Origin of the sequence: Salinimicrobium xinjiangense DSM 19287, from assembly GCF_000423585.1 — a bacterium.
In the GTDB taxonomy this organism is placed as follows: domain Bacteria; phylum Bacteroidota; class Bacteroidia; order Flavobacteriales; family Flavobacteriaceae; genus Salinimicrobium; species Salinimicrobium xinjiangense.
The window spans coordinates 24,301-42,057 of sequence record NZ_AUIG01000030.1 but is presented as its reverse complement, the minus strand read 5'-3'; the positions used below and the strand labels follow the sequence as shown (position 1 = coordinate 42,057).

Genomic DNA, 17,757 nt, shown 5'->3' with positions numbered 1-17,757 from the left:
GTTTATAGTTAAGGTATTAATTAAGTTGTTCTACTATTTCCCCACATTTAAGCATGGCATCGCCATAATACGGGTTCCTGATTTCGGCTGTGGTGCTAAGCCAGTAAGCTCCCTTGTCGGAATTTGCCATAGGACAATAATCCACATACAGGCTTTCGCCTTTTACTCCAAAGGCCGCAACCGTTTTGATAAGCGCTTCAGAAACATAGACAAAATTTTCTCTTTGCTTCTGAATATTTTCTGCTTCCACACCAACCTCTGCATGCTGAAGCAGAAATTTCTGCTTTTCTTCCCAAAAGGCTTTCGCTTCTCCGCTTAAGGCTGAAGCTTCTGTCTTCTGAATAGCATCCTGGAACTTCTTTGTCAAATTTAAGCTTTCTTTCTCTTTTTCTTCCACCAGCGCGTCCTTAAGCTGAAGGTACACGGACACTACATTTCCCAGTTGCGCCTGGAATTTTTCTGAAGCCTGCCCGCTAAAGTCATACCCGCTATTCTGAAGATACTGTCTCACATCTTCCTGCGCAGGAGCCGAAGCTGCCACCGCCGGATTCATCATGCTGGGTTTCCCCGCAAGTTGTGCTGCCGCGTCTACAGTGAAAGTTCCATTTACCACGATCTCCTCTCCTGCTGTAAGTCCTTCCTGCACTACATAAGAATCTCCGAGCGACTGCCCCAGCACTACTTCGCGCATCACGAATGACGGACTCGTAGCTGTACCTTCATTGACGTAGACAATACTGCGTTTTCCGGTCCATAGCACTGCCGACTTTGGAACAGTTAATCCTGAAGCAACTTCAGATCCGGATGTAGTTATCACTCCCGTAACAAACATTCCGGGTTTTAATCTGGTGTTTTTGATCTCAACCCTTGCAGTGGCTACCCGGGTTTGACTGTCCAAAATTGGATCTATAAAATCAATGGTACCTTCAAAAGTTTCTCCGGGAAGAGAAGCTACAGTGAATTCAACCTTGTCACCTTTTTCAACCAGTCCTATTGTCCTTTCATAAAGATCGAATAAAACCCACATTTTTGACAGGTCAGCGATCTGGTATAGCGGCATTCCACGCTCTACGTAATCTCCGAGTTCAACCAGTTTCTCGGTGACCACTCCGCCTACATCGGCAGTGATGGTGAACCGGTCTGTTGCCTTTCCGCTTTCGAGGATGCGGTTGATCTGGTTCTCGCCGATTCGCCAGTTACGGAGCTTTTGTTTAGCGGCTTCAAAAAGTTCGGGTTGTGAATTGCGAATTGCATAAGCCTGTAAAAGTTCTTCCTGGGCAGTGATGAGTTCGGGAGAATAGACCACAGCAAGGGATTGTCCTCGACGGACTTCCTCTCCCGTGAAATTCACCAGTAACTGCTCGATCCTGCCAGGCACATGGGTTGACTGGGTATATGCATTGCGTTCGTCCACACTTACTTTCCCGTTCAACCTCAGCTCTCTTTCGCCGGCTCCACTGCCTACGGTCTGTGTCTGCACATTTGACAATTTCATGGCGTATTCGCTCATTTGTACTGCATTCGGGTTTTCACCAACATCAGCACTTTCCAGCGGAATAAGATCCATGCCACAGATTGGACATTTTCCAGGCTCCCCAGATCTTATTTGAGGGTGCATGGAGCAGGTCCATATCGTTTCCTGTCCGGCTTCGGCACTGTGATCATGAGCCGGTGCTTCTCCGCTTCCGCCAAAGAACAGCCAGCCCAATAGCATTCCAACTACCAGTGTGCCGGCGATAATGAGTATATTTTTAGTTTTTGTTGTCATAGTCAAATGTTTTACCCGATAAATAATCGATCCTTGCCAGCGCAGTGAGATAAGCAGCTTCTGCCTCTGCCACTGCCAGCTGATATTTTAAAAGTTCCTGCCGTACGCGCAACACCTCTTCAAAATTGGAGGAAGCATTGCGGTAACCGGACAGTAACAAATTGAGTACCTGTTCAGAGCTTTCTACCTGTCTTTCGTAAAGCGCTAACATCGCCTGAGCTTCCCGCACCTGAAAAACTGCCGCTTCCATTTCAGCCGATAGCTGGTTCTCCAGGCCAATCCTTCGCTGCTCATAACTTTCCGCCATAAAAGCTGCCTGCTTCCTAGCCGCTTTATACTTCCCGCGGAAGATAGGAAGGCTTACCGAAATCATTGGCATGATAGCATCCCGGCCACTGTCTTCGACGGCCATGTCCATTCGCTCTCCGATTATTACATAATCTACTCCAAGCCCTACATTGGGGAGACCTTCCTTTTGCGCCAGTTTCTCGCGGGCTTTTGCTGAGGCTTCCATTCTTTCAAGCTCTGCCAATCGGGGATTCCCTGAGACAGGGGTGTCAAAAATGACATTTTTGGCACCTGTTTCAATTTCCTGCGGAAGGATCACCTCTTCAGTTCGTGGCCTGTTCAACAGCGCATTGAATTGCACCACCAGCGATTCCTTTTTTAGTCGGAGAATATCCAGTCCGGTTACAGATTCATTCCGCATCAAATCGGCCTGCAGCACGTCAGAAAGGGCTCCACTTCCGGCGCTGACACGGGAGAGGGCGAGATCTTTGTAATTCTGAAGTATACCCAGGTTCTCCTGTTGATAGCTCAATTGTTGCTGAAGAGCATAGAGTTCATAATACTGCCGGCTTACTTCCAGAAAAAGTTGATTCCGTTCATTGAGGAATGCCTGAAATCTTGCCTCGGCCATCAGGCTGGCGACATCTTCCCTGGCTGCAAGAGTTCCAAACCATGGAAACATCTGCATCAGGGAGAAACGAGCTTCCTGTGGCCCGAGCCTTGTCTCTACCATGCTGCCGAAAGCCGTCATAGTAAGCGTAGGATCGGGCAGACTTTTGACCTGAGGTGCCTCCTGCATGGCTGCTTCAAATTCGGCGTAGGCCGCCTTTACTTCCGGATTATTTTCCGCAGCGATCTGCAGATAATCTTCCAGGGTTTGTGCTTTTATGCTTCCGAAGAAGAGAAAAAGCAGACCTGTCAAAAATGATATTTTTACAGAGTTTTTCATTCTTCAATTTTTTTAGCTTCTCTTGTAACCACAGTTTCCCTCCAGATCGCCTGTAAAACGGGCACCACAAAAATGGTCATGATCTGGATGACCATTCCACCCACAATAGGGATAGCCATGGGCACCATGATATCTGCTCCCTTTCCGGTGGAGGTCAAAACAGGATAAAGTGCTATAATGGTTACTGCAGTCGTCATCATTGCAGGTCTCACCCGTTTCTTCCCCGCTTCAAGAACTGCAGCTCTTACTGCCGGTACAGTTCGCGGATCACGTTTTTCAAAAACCTGGTGAATATATGTTCCCATAAGTACCCCATCATCGGTTGCTATTCCGAAGAGGGCTATAAAACCTACCCAAACCGCTACGCTTAAGTTGATGGTGCCCATCTGGAACAGGTCGCGCATATTCATTCCTGAAATGCTGAAGTCCATGAACCAGGGCTGCCCGTATAGCCAGATCATGATGAATCCACCGGCAAAGGCTACAAACACTCCGGAGAAGTGAATCGTAGAGGCGATAACGGTTTTGAACTGGAAGTACAGCAAAAGGAAGATAATGATCAGCGAGATAGGAATAACAATTGCCAGTCTTTTTACCGCCCGCACCTGGTTCTCATAATTTCCGGAGAATTCGAAACTGACTCCCTGCGGCACCTGTAGTTCACCGGTATCGATCTTTTCGGCGATCAATGCCTGCGCATCATTCACAACATTGACTTCGGCGTAATCCTGTTTCCTGTCAAAAAGCACGTATCCTACCAGGAAGGTGTCCTCACTTTTGATCATTTGCGGTCCCTGCACATAATTCACATCGACCAGCTGTCCAAGTGGAATCTGCACTCCGGTGGGAGTTGGTACCAGTATCTGCTCAATTTGTTCGGGAGAATTCCGCAATTCCCGTGGATACCTCACCCGCACCGGATAGCGTTCCCTGCCTTCAACGGTGGTGGTGATTTCCATTCCGCCTATAGCGGTTTCGATTGTTTGCTGTACCTGCTCAATGCTAAGGCCGTAGCGGGCGATATTCTGCCTGTTGATATCCAGCTCCAGGTATGGTTTGCCCACGATCCTGTCGGCAAAAACGGCTTCATGTTTTACTGAAGGCACCTGCTTAAGCAGCTCTTCCAGTTTAAATCCGAATTCCTGTATGGTTTGCAAATCTGGTCCGTAAACTTTAATTCCCATAGGGGCCCTCATTCCTGTTTGCAGCATCACCAATCTTGTTTCAATTGGCTGCAGTTTTGGAGCCGAAGTTACTCCCGGCAATCGGGTGACGCTTACAATCTCATTCCAGATATCATCGGGACTATTGATGTGATCCCTCCAGTTTCTGAAGTATTCCCCATCCTCGTCGGGCACCAGGTCCCGGGCAGTAAGATTACTTAGAATAGCTTCTTCGTGAGCCAGGGCTTCTCCTGATTTTAGAATAAAATTTCCATCATCATCAACTTTAAAGCGCTGCATTCTGCCTTTTTCATTCAGCATGTATTCAGGCTTGTAGTTGATCACGTTCTCGTACATGGAGATCGGTGCAGGATCAATTGCGGTTTCGGCCCTTCCCAGTTTTCCAACGGCGACCTCAACTTCCGGAATATTGGTCACAGCCATATCCAGCTTTTGCAATACCTCTTTACTGCCTTCTATTCCCATGTGAGGCATAGCAGTAGGCATCAGCAAAAAGCTCCCTTCATTTAAAGTAGGCATGAATTCTTTTCCTACTCCGGGAAATGTTTCTGAAGCTGCCTGCCAGCCTGAAGATTCCCTCATATCCCATCCGATCTTCTCAGCACCATCTGCCACGAATCCGAAGATCTTTGGAAAACCCTGCCAGATCAAAAGCCCAATTAGAATGGTTACAATTGGCAGCGCAAGAAATGTTTTTTTGTTTTCCAGACACCAGTTAAGGATAGACTCATAATATCTTACCACCGCCAGTAGTGCTGCAAGGGTGATTACCAGCAGGATGATCACGAAGAGATAATTCTCTATGATTGAATTTCGCACCCCGAGCGGCATCCAATGCGTGGTGAGGAAAAAGATCGTCACTGCAAGGATAATGAAAAGGGAGATCTCCTTTGAATATCTTCCCAGGAAACCACGGCTTTGCGGCTCCAGCAGTCTTAAGACTCCAATTACTGACAAGGCAAGTGGCAGCCACATTCCGAAAATGATCGCCAGTACAATTCCGCCGGCAATCAGACTGTAGTTCCAGATGCGGTTTGTTCTTTCTTTATTCAATTTAAAGGAGAAGAAATAATACGACAGCATAGGCAGCACGATCACCCCGAGCAAAAAGGCTGCGATAAGAGCAAATGTCTTGGTGAAAGCCAGTGGCCGGAAAAGTTTACCCTCTGCATGTTCCATAAAGAAGACCGGAAGGAAACTCACTACTGTCGTAGCCAAAGCGGTTGTCACTGCAGGTCCCACTTCAATGGTGGAATTCCTTATCACCCGCAGCAGCTTTTCCCCTCTCGCATTCCTGTTTTCATCAAACTCCAAATGCCGCAGCGTATTTTCAACAAAGACAATCCCTACATCTACCATTACCCCAATAGCGATTGCAATCCCTGAGAGTGCCACCACATTGGCATCCACTCCAAAATAGCGCATGGCAATAAAGGTCATAAGCACCGCAATGGGAAGTAAACTGGAAATAAGAATGGAGGCTCTGAGATTTAGAACCAGGATGATCACTACGATGATGCTGATGAGAATTTCATCGGAAAGTGCATTTTCCAAAGTTCCGAGAGTTTCCTGGATGAGCTGGGTTCTGTCGTAAAATGGAACTATGGTTAATTTGCTCACTGTACCATCCTGCAGCACTTTAGTCGGCATTCCGGGAGCAATTTCGGCTATTTTATCTTTTACATTGTTGATCACCGCCAGCGGATTGGATCCATAGCGGGCAACCACCACTCCGCCGGCAACTTCGGCTCCTGCCTTATCCAGCACCCCTCGTCTTTCGGCAGGTCCCAGGGTGACTACAGCAAGATCTGAGATGAGTATGGGGGTATTGTTATTTACGGCTACGACTGTATTTTCGATATCCTCCAGAGATTCTATATAGCCCAGACCTCGCACGAGGTATTCAGCTTTATTGATCTCAATGGTCTTCGCACCTATGTCCCGGTTAGAATTCCGCACTGCCATCATCACCTGATCTATTCCCAGGTTATAAGCCCTCAGCGCATCGGGATCAACATCGACCTGGTACTCCCGCACAAAACCACCTACCGAAGCAACTTCCGAAACTCCCTCCACTCCGCTTAAACCGAGTTTTACGTAATAATCCTGTACAGATCTTATTTCGTGCAGGTCCCAGCCACCGGTGACATTACCATCGGGATCACGGCCTTCAAGGGTGTACCAGAAAACCTGGCCCAAAGCAGTTGCATCGGGACCTAAAGTAGGCTGCGCGTCCTGCGGCAGCAGATTGGATGGCAGAGAGTTGATCTTTTCCAGGATTCGGGTACGGGACCAGTAGAATTCCACATCTTCGTTAAAGATGATATTGATACTGGAAAACCCGAACATCGAAGTGCTACGAATAGATTCTACTCCCGGGATACCCAGCAGGGAAGTAGTAAGAGGATATGTGATCTGATCTTCAATGTCCTGCGGCGAACGGCCGGGCCATTCGGTAAAGACGATCTGCTGGTTCTCTCCCAGATCGGGGATGGCATCCACCGGCACCGGATCTCTGGGAAGAAGATCAAAATCCCAGTCAAAAGGAGATGTGACTATTCCCCAACCTATCATAAAGATAAGCAGCAGCATGGTGACCAGCCGGTTATAAAGGAAATAATGAATTATTTTGCTAAGCATTCTTTGATATTAAATTGATTAAATGTGAACAAACACAGCAACCCCGGCGTGCAGGGTCTAAAAAATCAATTTAAAAATCAAATAAGGAAGGTCTCGTCCAGTAACTGTATGTCGTAGACGAGCAAAGGCGGTTTGTAATGAAAGAAAGGAGTTTCAGCTTGCGGCTCTCCAATAAACAACTCAAGATAGGAATAAGTAAATCCGGCAAGAAAAACCTGTTGTTCCAGGTCGAGATCATCAAAGGAGACCTTTAGTTCCTTCTGACCTTCAACCAGAATTTTTTCTTCATCACAGCATTCATCTTCAGAAGAAGTGGGCACATCGCCGTGCATTCCGCAGGTCTTAGCTTCAGAAAAAACAGCCTGATCTACCAGGATTTCTCCACAGAAATGCTTGTCCACCGTAAAAGACACGGTAGAGAACAGCACTAAAAGTGCCATTGCAAAAGATGCGGATTTCTGAAAAAACTCCTTCATACAGGTTGCTAAAATACTAAAAAATTAAATACGTGCAGTTTTTCTACTTTTTGACACCTGCAGAAAGCCTGTAATAATAGAATGCCGGCAGCAAAATAAGGATCAGCAGTGGATGTGCAAGGAATCGGCGCACGTAAAAGGCTGCCAGGTAATCCTGCGGTTGTACGTGATGCATGAGGTAAACGAAAAGCGGAAAAAGGACCACAAAGAATCCGGCGTAAATAAGCGCAGCAAATTTGATGATCCCCCTGTTTTGAAATGCCACCCATAGAATTAAGAGCGAAAGGAATGTATTTATAAGGAACCTCAGGAAAACATTAAAAAACATTCCGAAGGAATAATTTATTGTTTCACCACTTTGATACGCCCTTTCAAAAAAATACATGAAAGGATCATAAAAGAACCGGTATTCATAAAGTCTTACCAACGCCAGCACCCCTACCAGGACAATGATGATCGCGATCTTAGTGACTGCTTTCATAACTTATCTGTTTTGAATAAATAGAGATCCACAGTACCCACAGCATAAAGACTGCGCCATAGATGACAAGCGGAAAAGCTATACTGTGTAAAAAATGAGCATGCCACGGGTATTCCACAATTCCAATGGCCATAAGTGCAATCCTGAGAATGTTTGTAGCATAGATAATCACTACGCCGGCGAGAGTATATAAAAAAGTAGTTTTGGGTCTCCCCGCAAAGGCGAGCATAAAAGCGACAAAAAGAATTATAATACTGGCGGCATTACAACCCTCAATAATTCGCGCTGCAAACTTTCCGTTTACTATGAGATGCATGGTGGCTTCGGGATAACCCGACTTCAATTGTGTTTCATACCCAAGGGTAGAAACTACGGCCTCACTTTGTATTGCTACCAGGTGAGTTAAATAATCGGGATAGTGAACGGTAGATTGAAAATTCTGAAGGTAGAGATTGTAAACCAAAGCCAGCAAAAGATAGGTGCCTAAAAAGGTAAAAATGAATTTAATTACCGAAGCATATTTTTGAATGAGCTGGCGCAAAATCTGACTTATGGTTTCATCAAAAGTATTTATTTAAAACGATTCAGATAGCTGAATTTTTAAATACTTTTGCTCAAAATTGTGAACAATGTCTTTCGAAAAACTAAGAAATGAGGTCCCTTTGATCCTCGCCAATGATAAAGCTTCTGTGGAAGCAAGGTTAACCGAACTTTGTGAATTACTCAAAGCTGAAGTCGACTATTACACCTGGGTAGGTTTCTACTTTAAGAACGGCGATAAAAATGAATTAAAACTGGGTCCTTTTGCCGGAGAACCCACAGATCATACTATAATTCCCTTCGGAAAAGGCATCTGCGGACAAGTAGCTGTTTCAAACAAGAACTTCGTAGTCCCCGATGTAAGTGCACAGGACAATTATATCGCCTGCAGCATTCACGTAAAAGCCGAAATTGTAGTGCCTTTGTTCAAGAATGGAGAAAACATCGGACAGATAGATATCGATTCCAATGTGCCCGATCCATTTACTGAAGAAGATGAGCGGTTTTTGGAATTTGTGAATGACAAGGTAGCGGAGATCCTTTAAGTATTCACTCTTAGTTTCCCAAAGAAACAGGAGGTTTGGAAGCGTATAAAATAAAAGGTGCCAAAAATGACATTTTTGGTGCCTTTTATTTTTGTCTTTGCTCCAGCTCTTCCGCTTCTTTTACCGGGATAACAGTTTCATTTCTCTGCTTATTTACCTCAGAAAAACTTGATCATCCTTTACATCCCGGTCCTGATCGCTTCTACAGGATCCAGTTTAGAAGCCGAAATGGCGGGCACTATTCCGGAGATAAGACCGATAACTGCAGAAACCGCAGTTCCAATAAACATATTCCATGGAGAGAGAATGAATTCAAAGCTGCCCGTAAATTGCGAAGCAATTATTGAAGCAATCCATACAAGGAACAAGCCGATAAGACCCCCAATTACTGAAAGAATTACCGCTTCAAAAAGGAACTGAAAAAGGATAAATCTATTCTTGGCTCCCAGTGATTTTTGAATTCCAATGAGATTTGTACGCTCCTTCACACTCACAAACATAATGTTAGCGATACCAAAACCTCCTACCAGCAGCGAAAACCCACTAATGATCAATCCGAAGAAATTCATTTGGCTGGTAATGTTATCAATGAAATCGGCAAAGCCCTGTAATTGATTAACAAAAAAGTTATTGATCTCTTCTCTTCTCAACCCTCTAAAGTTTCGTAGTTGCTGAGAGAGATATGCAATATATTCGGCGTTGTCCACTCCCTCTTCAGGTTTAATGATCACCTGTGGAAAAGTATTACGATTGCTGCCGCCATAAACACGTCTTACGATATTTACAGGAACAAAAACATTAGAATCATGACTGCCTCCAAAAAGTCCGGAGCCTTTTTTCTTTAAAACACCAATCACTGTAAATTTTCTTCCGTAGAGACGAACCTGCTCTCCCATAGGATTGGCAGTTCCAAAAAGATTTTCATAAACATCATGTCCAAGAACTATCACAGGACTTCCACTCACAGATTCGGCCATATTAAAAAACCGCCCATCTTCGATCTCCAGAGCCTCTATGTCGTAATACTCGGCCGTCACAGCTCCAATTCCCACATTTGAAGCAGTCTTATCATTGTATTTTATGGATTCTGAAGATACATTAAGTCCATAAGACATCGCTTCTGTATTGGGAACGGTACGGGTTAGATATTCATACTCCTCATATGTAACATCGGGGAACTGTTGTCTTTTCCACTGGGGTACTTCTGTGGGCCCAAAGGAAAAACGGGTTAGAATAATGGTGCTGTTATCAAGTGCGCTTAAACTTCCCTTGATTTCCTTCTCTAAAGATTCAACTGCAGCAAGGACAGCAATGATAGAAAAAATACCAATGGTCACACCCAATAAAGAAAGCATGGTGCGCAACTTATTGTTTTTGAGTGCATTTATAGCAAAAATAAAGCTCTCTTTTAGGAGCCGGAGATAAATTAGCATATACCTTTGTCTCTGATATTACAGACCTGTATTTCATAAGACGCAGACTGCAAAAATTCGTTACAAAATTATTCAATAAATAAAAGGTTCAGGATTTAAATTTTATGCTGAAATGGTTACTTTTGAAACCTCAACAAAACCAACATAATGAGCGACTTAAAATCGGCAGGATCTGCACTTATTTCAGTATTCAGTAAAGACGGGCTGGAGCCTGTGGTACAGAAACTTAATGAACTGGGTGTAACCATTTATTCTACCGGGGGAACAGAAACTTTTATCAGGGATCTTGGAATAAACGTAACACCTGTTGAAGACCTTACTTCATACCCTTCAATCCTCGGGGGAAGAGTTAAGACCCTGCATCCAAAAGTTTTTGGGGGAATTTTGAACCGCAGTGAAAATGACGATGATCTCGCGGAACTTGAAAAATATGAGATCCCGCAAATTGATATAGTTATTGTTGATCTCTACCCTTTTGAAAAGACGGTTGCTTCGGGAGCTTCAGAAGAAGATATTATTGAAAAGATCGACATTGGCGGCATTTCTCTTATAAGGGCAGCGGCCAAGAATTTTAAGGATGTGATCTGTGTTTCTTCTGTTGAAGATTATTCTGAATTTCTGAAGATCATTTCCGAAGGGAATGGCAAGACAAGCCTGAAGGACCGCAAAAGATTTGCTGCAAAAGCATTTAATGTTTCTTCCCACTACGATACCGCCATTTTCAATCATCTAAATTCCGAAGAACTTGCTTTCAAAGTGAGCTTCAACGGCGGGATGGAATTAAGATACGGAGAGAATCCCCATCAAAAAGGACATTTTTACGGAGACTTTTTGGCAATGTTCGATAAGCTTCACGGTAAAGAATTATCATATAACAACCTTCTTGATGTAGATGCCGCTGTGAACCTGATGAATGAATTCCAAAATGAAGCTCCTACTTTTGCTATTTTAAAACACAATAATGCCTGTGGATTGGCCCAACGGGAAACGCTGCATGAGGCATATAAAGATGCTTTGGCAGGAGATCCTGTTTCGGCTTTCGGCGGAATATTGATCAGCAATTCCGAAATAGATGAAGCCACAGCCACAGAGATACATGAATTGTTCTGTGAAGTTGTCATAGCGCCGGGATATTCTGAAGCAGCCCTGGAAATCCTGAAAGGAAAAAAGAACCGGGTACTTTTGGTTCAAAAGGAAACAAATCTTCCCGGAAAACTGGTACGCACCTGTCTAAACGGAATTCTTGTTCAGGACAAAGATGCTAAAACCGATTCTAAAGAAGATTTAACGTACGCTACAAACAATAAACCTTTAGCCAAGGAGTTATCTGACCTGTTGTTTGCTTCAAAAATTTGCAAGCATACCAAATCAAACACCATCGTCCTGGTAAAAAATAATCAATTACTCGCAAGCGGCACAGGCCAAACTTCACGCGTAGATGCGTTAAGGCAAAGTATTGACAAGGCAAAGTCCTTTGATTTTGATTTGCAGGGAGCAGTAATGGCAAGTGATGCTTTTTTCCCGTTCCCTGACTGTGTGGAAATTGCCGGAAATGCGGGAATTACAGCTGTTATTCAGCCGGGAGGATCAATAAAAGATCAGCTGAGTATCGACTATTGCAATGAAAATAATATTGCAATGGTAATGACTGGTACGAGACATTTTAAACATTAATTTTATTACATTTACCAAACCTCAACTAATTGACTTAACATGGGATTTTTCGATTTTCTCACTGAAGAAATAGCTATAGATTTAGGAACTGCCAATACTCTTATAATTCATAATGACAAGGTTGTAGTTGACAGTCCTTCAATCGTAGCACGTCACCGCACCACCGGCAAGATCATCGCTGTGGGTAAGGAGGCAGCCATGATGCAGGGGAAAACCCATGAGAACATCAAGACCATTCGTCCTCTCAAGGATGGGGTAATCGCAGACTTCGACGCATCTGAAAAGATGCTAACAATGTTTATTAAAGAAATTCCTGCACTAAAGAAGAAGATGTTCACGCCGGCCCTGAGAATGGTGATCTGTATTCCTTCAGGAATTACCGAGGTGGAAATGCGTGCAGTTAAAGAAAGCGCGGAAAGGGTGAATGGAAAAGAAGTTTACCTGATCCATGAGCCCATGGCTGCTGCCATAGGAATTGGTGTGGATATCATGCAGCCTAAGGGAAATATGATCGTGGATATAGGTGGGGGAACTACCGAGATTGCTGTTATAGCTCTTGGAGGGATCGTATGTGACAAATCGGTAAAAATTGCCGGAGATGTTTTTACGAATGACATTGTTTATTATATGCGTACGCAGCACAACCTTTATGTTGGGGAGCGTACTGCTGAAAAAATAAAGATTCAGATTGGTGCCGCTACCGAAGACCTTGAGGTACCACCAGATGAAATGAATGTTCAGGGAAGGGATTTACTTACTGGTAAACCTAAGCAGGTCAATATCTCCTACAGGGAAATTGCCAAAGCCCTGGATAAATCCATCCTAAGGATCGAGGACGCAGTGATGGAAACTCTTTCACAAACTCCGCCTGAACTTGCAGCCGACATTTACAATACCGGAATCTATCTTGCCGGTGGTGGATCAATGCTGCGGGGGCTGGACAAAAGGTTATCACAGAAGACAGATCTTCCGGTTTATATTGCCGAAGATCCATTACGGGCAGTAGTGCGCGGGACGGGAATTTGCCTAAAAACCCTTAGTCGCTATAAGGGCATCTTGATAAAGTAGGAGTAGCTTATGCAGCAAATAATAAATTTTCTTATTCGCAATAAGAACAATATTCTATTCTTATTGCTGCTAACCTTTTCCCTGTTTTTGACCATTCAGTCGCACTCCTACCAAAAGAGTAAATTTATAAGTTCTGCCAATTTTCTTAGCGGTGGTATTTATAGCTGGACAAGCAACATTAACAGCTACTTTAATCTGGAGCAGTATAATCTAAGACTACTCGAGGAAAATGAGAGGCTGCGTACGCGGCTTGCTTCATATGAAGACACGCTTAACGTTAAATCCTTTACAGATACCTCTTCCTTTGAGGCAAGTTATATCTTCAGAGCTTCTGAAGTGATCAATAATAATTACGCCAAAGTGGACAACTATCTTACCTTAAAAAGCGGTGCCCGCGATGGCATAGAAAGAGACATGGGAGTAGTGACCAGCAGGGGTATAGTGGGAATAGTAGAAAATGTTTCCCCTAATTATTCCACAGTAATTTCTATTCTTAACTCAAATTCAAGGATCAATGCGCAACTTAAAAAATCCAATCATTTTGGGAGTCTCGTATGGAACGGAGAGGATCCCAATGTTGTGCAGTTAACCGATGTACCATCTGTCGCTCCAATTGCCGAGGGAGACACTATTATTACAGGAGGGCGCTCTCTTATTTTTCCAAAAGGGCTGCTCATTGGTTACGTGAAGAATTACTCCCTGGACCAGAGTGAAAGTTATTATAACATAGACGTCCAGCTATTCAATGATATGACTAATATCGGGTACGTGTACATCATAGAAAACACGCAACAAGCCGAAATCAGGGCCCTTCAAGATCTCTCAAAAGATGAATAGCATTGTCCTCACAAATAGCCTCAGGTTTATTATCCTGCTTTTGCTCCAGGTGCTGTTGCTTAATAACATAAACTTTCTTGGGTATATCAACCCTTACCTGTATGTGCTATTCCTGATCCTTTATCCCTTTAATGGCAATCAAACCCTGTTTATTTTTCTAAGCTTCCTTTTAGGATGGGGAGTGGATATTTTTGAAGACAGTGGCGGAATAAATGCAGCAGCCTGTCTCGTCGCAGCATATATAAGACCGGCACTTCTCAGGTTTTCCTTTGGAGTGAGTTATGATTACCAAACAATAAAATTCTCCAGCACCCAACCGGGTTCACGAATAAGCTATGTAGTAATAATGGTGCTTGTGCACCATTTTGTACTCTTTTTACTGGAATTTTTCAATTTTGCACATTTCTTGCTACTTCTTAAAAAAACATTTTTTTCTGCACTTTTTACAATAATTCTGGTGTTCCTGACGCTTGCATTATTTAACAGGAAATCAACAAGATGAGAAAAATTTTACTCTACTTAATTGTCATTACCTCCGGCCTGATCTTTCTGGCCCGGCTTTTCTATCTACAGGTACTGGACGACTCCTTCGTGGGGCGTTCCGAAAATAATGCCATTAAAGTAGTGTACGACTACCCACAGCGGGGTTTTATTTTCGATCGTCATGGAGAGCTGCTGGTGTCTAATCAGCCTTCATATGATGTTATGGTGATACCGCGCAATTTAAAACCTTTCGACACCACCGAACTCTGCAACATATTAAGCATTACTCCCGAGCAGCTGGTTAGCAGGCTTGATAAGGCGAAAATATATTCACCGCGTTTGCCTTCGGTTGTGATCCCTCAACTCACCAAGAGCGAATACGCCTACCTGGGTGAGAAAATGCGCAATTATGAAGGTTTCTACATTCAGAAGCGTTCTTTGAGGGATTATTACACAGAAAATGGGGCTAACGTACTGGGATATATTACAGAAGTCAATCAGCGAATAGTTAATGAGAACCCTTATTACCTTTCCGGTGACCTTATTGGGAAACAAGGGGTGGAAGGTTATTATGAGGAACTGCTGCGCGGGATAAAAGGGGTAAAATATATTCAGAAAGACAGATTTAACCGGGATATAGGAGCTTATAAGGATGGGATATATGATACCCTTCCAAAAAAGGGAAAAGATCTCACCATTACTATAGATGCAGAACTCCAAAAATATGGAGAACTGCTTATGGAAAATAAAAGAGGTGGTATTATAGCTATTGAACCGGCTACGGGAGAAATTTTGGCTATGGTGACAGCTCCAAACTATGATCCTGCAGAACTTGTGGGACGACAGCGTTCTGCAAATTTCACAAAGTTATATTACGACACCATAGCAAAACCGCTGTATGACAGAGCCCTTTTAGCAGAATATCCGCCGGGCTCCCCATTTAAGGTTGTAAATGCCCTGATAGGATTACAGGAGGGAATTGTAAACACTCATGAAAGATTTTCCTGCCATGGGGGATACTTCTATGGAAGAGGACGTAAAATGGGATGTCACCCTCATGCCAGTCCGCTGGATATGGTACCCGGAATAGCTCAATCCTGTAACGCCTACTTTGCCAACGTCTACAGGCGTATTATAGAAAAATATCCAACTCCCCAGGAAGGTGTAGATACATGGGCCAATCATCTGAAAAGCTTCGGCCTTGGTGATTATCTCGGATCTGATCTCTCTACTGGAAGACCGGGTAAGATCCCAACCTCGAAATACTACAATGCCATTTATAATTATCCTACCTACAAGTGGTTCTCTACAGCTACTATTTCGAATGCCATTGGACAGGGAGAGGTTTTAATGACCCCTATACAGTTGGCGAATATGACAGCAGCGATTGCGAACCGCGGGTGGTTCTATACACCACATATTTTAAAAGAGATAGATGGAAACCCGATAAAGATCAAGGAGTTCACCGAGAAAAAGTACACTACTATTGACGCAAAACATTTTGATCCTGTTATAGAAGGAATGCACCAGGTTTACAAAGCAGGTACAGCTTCTGCACTACAGATCCCGGGAATTGAGATCGCCGGTAAAACGGGTACGGCTGAAAACTTTACCAGGATAAATGGTAAAAGAGTTCAGCTCACAGACCACTCTATTTTCGTTGCCTTTGCTCCAGTTGATAATCCTAAGATCGCTATGGCAGTATTTGTTGAAAATGGTTATTGGGGTGGACGATATGCAGGACGGATCGCCGGACTTATGATAGAAAAATATCTCAAAGGAGAAGTCACCCGAACAGATATGGAAAAGTGGATCCTCACCCACAGCCTGGAAGAAGAATATGCCAAACCATACAGCGGGGAACCATTTAGAATTAACCAGTAATTATGTCCAAGACGATTTCCCAGTTCGACTGGCTTACCATTTTCATTTATATTTTACTGGTGACCATTGGATGGGTAAATATATATTCGGCCTCATTAGACGATACAGCAACTTCATTTTTTGATACCAGCCAGATCTACGGAAAACAGTTTATGTGGATCATGCTGAGCATTTTCCTTATCGTGATCCTTCTCTCCCTGGAAGCGAAGTTCTACGAACGTTTCTCCAGTGTTATTTATATCTTTTCGCTGATCTCTATCCTCGGGCTCTTTTTCTTCGGAAAAACGATTAACGGGGCTACTTCCTGGTATGTATTTGGCGGATTCTCAATTCAGCCGGCAGAATTTGCCAAAGTTGCTACAGCTCTGGCATTATCAAAATTCGTCAGTGACATTCAAACCAACATTCAGAACATAGGAGATCAGTTTAAAGCTCTGGTTATAATCGCCTTACCTGCCCTCATTATTCTACCCCAACCCGACGCCGGAAGTGCCATGGTTTATGCCGCTTTCTTCTTTCCGCTTTACAGGGAAGGACTTTCGGGAGTTTATCTGTTAGCAGGAAGCCTTGGGATCCTGGTGTTTGTGATGACATTGGTCTTTAGTCCTGTTTGGGTGTCAATAGGTGCTACTGTCATGGTTATTTTATCTTACTTCTTCAGAAAAAAGAAACGGCCGGGAGCGATAGCTTATTTAAGCATTCTTCTTATGGCAGTAGCCATCTCCTTTTCGGTTGATTATGTGTTTGAAAATGTTTTTGAGCAGCGCCACAGGGACCGGTTCAATATTGTACTGGGAAAAGAAGTTGACAATCGCGGAATAGGTTATAACACAAACCAGAGTGAAATTGCAATTGGTAGCGGAAGCTGGTTTGGAAAAGGCTGGACCGAGGGAACTCAAACCAAGGGGAATTTTGTGCCCGAACAACATACAGATTATATCTTTAGTACTGTTGGGGAGGAATGGGGTTTCGTGGGTAGCACTGTAGTCGTCCTTCTCTTCGTATTTCTCATTTTACGGATCATTCACCTTGCCGAACGGCAGAAATCTCAATTCAATCGTGTTTATGGATATAGCGTTGCCGGAATTCTCTTCGTTCATTTCTTTGTGAACATTGGGATGGTAATAGGTGTTTTCCCGACAGTAGGAATTCCGCTGCCCTTTTTTAGCTATGGTGGTTCCGGTCTCTGGGCTTTCACAATTCTCCTCTTCATCTTTATCAAACTTGATGCAGACCGGATGTCTTTCTGGTAGATTAGTATTGAGAAGTGAGATATGAGTAGTGAGATATGAGACGTAAGATCTCAGATCTGAGACCTTAGACCATTGTTGGCAGATTAAGAGGAGCCTTTCTACCCCTTGATCGTCGGGGCCCTATATATTTTTAGCTAAATAGTGAGGTAGAGAATTTCAGGTAAGCTTTATGTTTTTTCAAACGGGAACAACCGGTTACTCATTTTCAAGTACAAAAAAGTCTTGGCTCTTGACTCTTGACTCTTGGTCACTTC

General features: G+C 43.7%; 14 protein-coding genes. 7 read left to right on the top strand and 7 right to left on the bottom strand.

What is annotated here, in order from left to right:
* Positions 1-16: 16 nt before the first annotated feature.
* The 6 genes from G564_RS0111540 to xrtF all read right to left on the bottom strand — a co-directional run bounded on the left by G564_RS0111540 (position 17) and on the right by xrtF (position 8,327).
* Positions 17-1,768 carry an efflux RND transporter periplasmic adaptor subunit gene (locus tag G564_RS0111540; RefSeq protein WP_029037801.1) on the bottom strand — a complete coding sequence of 584 codons (1,752 nt, stop codon included), beginning with the start codon at positions 1,766-1,768 and terminating at the stop codon, positions 17-19.
* Positions 1,752-3,005 carry a TolC family protein gene (locus tag G564_RS0111535; RefSeq protein ID WP_029037800.1) on the bottom strand — a complete coding sequence of 418 codons (1,254 nt, stop codon included), beginning with the start codon at positions 3,003-3,005 and terminating at the stop codon, positions 1,752-1,754. Before G564_RS0111535 ends, G564_RS0111540 begins: the two co-directional genes overlap by 17 nt.
* Positions 3,002-6,829, bottom strand: a complete 3,828-nt coding sequence (locus tag G564_RS0111530; protein ID WP_029037799.1) for an efflux RND transporter permease subunit — start codon at positions 6,827-6,829, stop codon at positions 3,002-3,004. The genes G564_RS0111535 and G564_RS0111530 overlap by 4 nt, the downstream gene beginning before the upstream one ends.
* 77 nt (positions 6,830-6,906) lie before the next feature.
* Positions 6,907-7,305 carry an HYC_CC_PP family protein gene (locus G564_RS0111525; RefSeq protein ID WP_029037798.1) on the bottom strand — a complete coding sequence of 133 codons (399 nt, stop codon included), beginning with the start codon at positions 7,303-7,305 and terminating at the stop codon, positions 6,907-6,909.
* Between the two features lie 43 nt (positions 7,306-7,348).
* Positions 7,349-7,786, bottom strand: a complete 438-nt coding sequence (locus G564_RS0111520; protein WP_029037797.1) for an exosortase F system-associated membrane protein — start codon at positions 7,784-7,786, stop codon at positions 7,349-7,351.
* Positions 7,770-8,327 (bottom strand): exosortase family protein XrtF, encoded by a 558-nt coding sequence (xrtF, locus tag G564_RS0111515; RefSeq protein WP_029037796.1) that lies wholly within the window; start codon positions 8,325-8,327, stop codon positions 7,770-7,772. Before xrtF ends, G564_RS0111520 begins: the two co-directional genes overlap by 17 nt.
* A gap of 88 nt (positions 8,328-8,415) precedes the next feature.
* Between xrtF and G564_RS0111510 the strand changes: the two genes are divergently transcribed.
* Entirely contained in the window at positions 8,416-8,871 is a 456-nt protein-coding gene (locus tag G564_RS0111510; protein WP_029037795.1) for a GAF domain-containing protein, read from the top strand.
* A gap of 179 nt (positions 8,872-9,050) precedes the next feature.
* Here G564_RS0111510 and G564_RS0111505 read toward each other — a convergent pair whose 3' ends face one another.
* The gene (locus G564_RS0111505) at positions 9,051-10,304 is read right to left on the bottom strand and encodes an ABC transporter permease (protein WP_029037794.1); all 1,254 of its coding nucleotides are present in this window, start codon (positions 10,302-10,304) and stop codon (positions 9,051-9,053) included.
* Between the two features lie 147 nt (positions 10,305-10,451).
* Here G564_RS0111505 and purH point away from each other — a divergent pair, with 147 nt between their 5' ends.
* From purH to rodA, 6 genes are read left to right on the top strand one after another with little or no spacing between them, the layout of a single operon-like run.
* Positions 10,452-11,978 carry a bifunctional phosphoribosylaminoimidazolecarboxamide formyltransferase/IMP cyclohydrolase gene (gene purH, locus G564_RS0111500; protein WP_029037793.1) on the top strand — a complete coding sequence of 509 codons (1,527 nt, stop codon included), beginning with the start codon at positions 10,452-10,454 and terminating at the stop codon, positions 11,976-11,978.
* A 39-nt stretch (positions 11,979-12,017) separates the two neighbouring features.
* A complete protein-coding gene (locus G564_RS0111495) occupies positions 12,018-13,046 on the top strand; it encodes a rod shape-determining protein (protein WP_029037792.1) in 1,029 nt (342 codons plus the stop codon).
* A gap of 9 nt (positions 13,047-13,055) precedes the next feature.
* Positions 13,056-13,883 (top strand): rod shape-determining protein MreC, encoded by an 828-nt coding sequence (gene mreC, locus G564_RS0111490; RefSeq protein WP_029037791.1) that lies wholly within the window; start codon positions 13,056-13,058, stop codon positions 13,881-13,883.
* Positions 13,876-14,385, top strand: a complete 510-nt coding sequence (locus G564_RS0111485; RefSeq protein WP_029037790.1) for a hypothetical protein — start codon at positions 13,876-13,878, stop codon at positions 14,383-14,385. The genes mreC and G564_RS0111485 overlap by 8 nt, the downstream gene beginning before the upstream one ends.
* Positions 14,382-16,250: a penicillin-binding protein 2 gene (gene mrdA, locus G564_RS0111480; protein WP_029037789.1), complete on the top strand. Its 1,869-nt coding sequence runs from the start codon at positions 14,382-14,384 to the stop codon at positions 16,248-16,250. Before G564_RS0111485 ends, mrdA begins: the two co-directional genes overlap by 4 nt.
* A 2-nt stretch (positions 16,251-16,252) precedes the next feature.
* Positions 16,253-17,503: a rod shape-determining protein RodA gene (gene rodA, locus G564_RS0111475; protein WP_029037788.1), complete on the top strand. Its 1,251-nt coding sequence runs from the start codon at positions 16,253-16,255 to the stop codon at positions 17,501-17,503.
* Positions 17,504-17,757: the final 254 nt, after the last annotated feature.

Coding starts and splice junctions, on each gene's coding strand:
- G564_RS0111540 (WP_029037801.1), bottom strand. CDS start 1,768: ATGACAACAAAAACTAAAAATATACTCATTATCGCCGGCACACTGGTA.
- G564_RS0111535 (WP_029037800.1), bottom strand. CDS start 3,005: ATGAAAAACTCTGTAAAAATATCATTTTTGACAGGTCTGCTTTTTCTC.
- G564_RS0111530 (WP_029037799.1), bottom strand. CDS start 6,829: ATGCTTAGCAAAATAATTCATTATTTCCTTTATAACCGGCTGGTCACC.
- G564_RS0111525 (WP_029037798.1), bottom strand. CDS start 7,305: ATGAAGGAGTTTTTTCAGAAATCCGCATCTTTTGCAATGGCACTTTTA.
- G564_RS0111520 (WP_029037797.1), bottom strand. CDS start 7,786: ATGAAAGCAGTCACTAAGATCGCGATCATCATTGTCCTGGTAGGGGTG.
- G564_RS0111510 (WP_029037795.1), top strand. CDS start 8,416: ATGTCTTTCGAAAAACTAAGAAATGAGGTCCCTTTGATCCTCGCCAAT.
- G564_RS0111505 (WP_029037794.1), bottom strand. CDS start 10,304: ATGCTAATTTATCTCCGGCTCCTAAAAGAGAGCTTTATTTTTGCTATA.
- purH (WP_029037793.1), top strand. CDS start 10,452: ATGAGCGACTTAAAATCGGCAGGATCTGCACTTATTTCAGTATTCAGT.
- G564_RS0111495 (WP_029037792.1), top strand. CDS start 12,018: ATGGGATTTTTCGATTTTCTCACTGAAGAAATAGCTATAGATTTAGGA.
- mreC (WP_029037791.1), top strand. CDS start 13,056: ATGCAGCAAATAATAAATTTTCTTATTCGCAATAAGAACAATATTCTA.
- G564_RS0111485 (WP_029037790.1), top strand. CDS start 13,876: ATGAATAGCATTGTCCTCACAAATAGCCTCAGGTTTATTATCCTGCTT.
- mrdA (WP_029037789.1), top strand. CDS start 14,382: ATGAGAAAAATTTTACTCTACTTAATTGTCATTACCTCCGGCCTGATC.
- rodA (WP_029037788.1), top strand. CDS start 16,253: ATGTCCAAGACGATTTCCCAGTTCGACTGGCTTACCATTTTCATTTAT.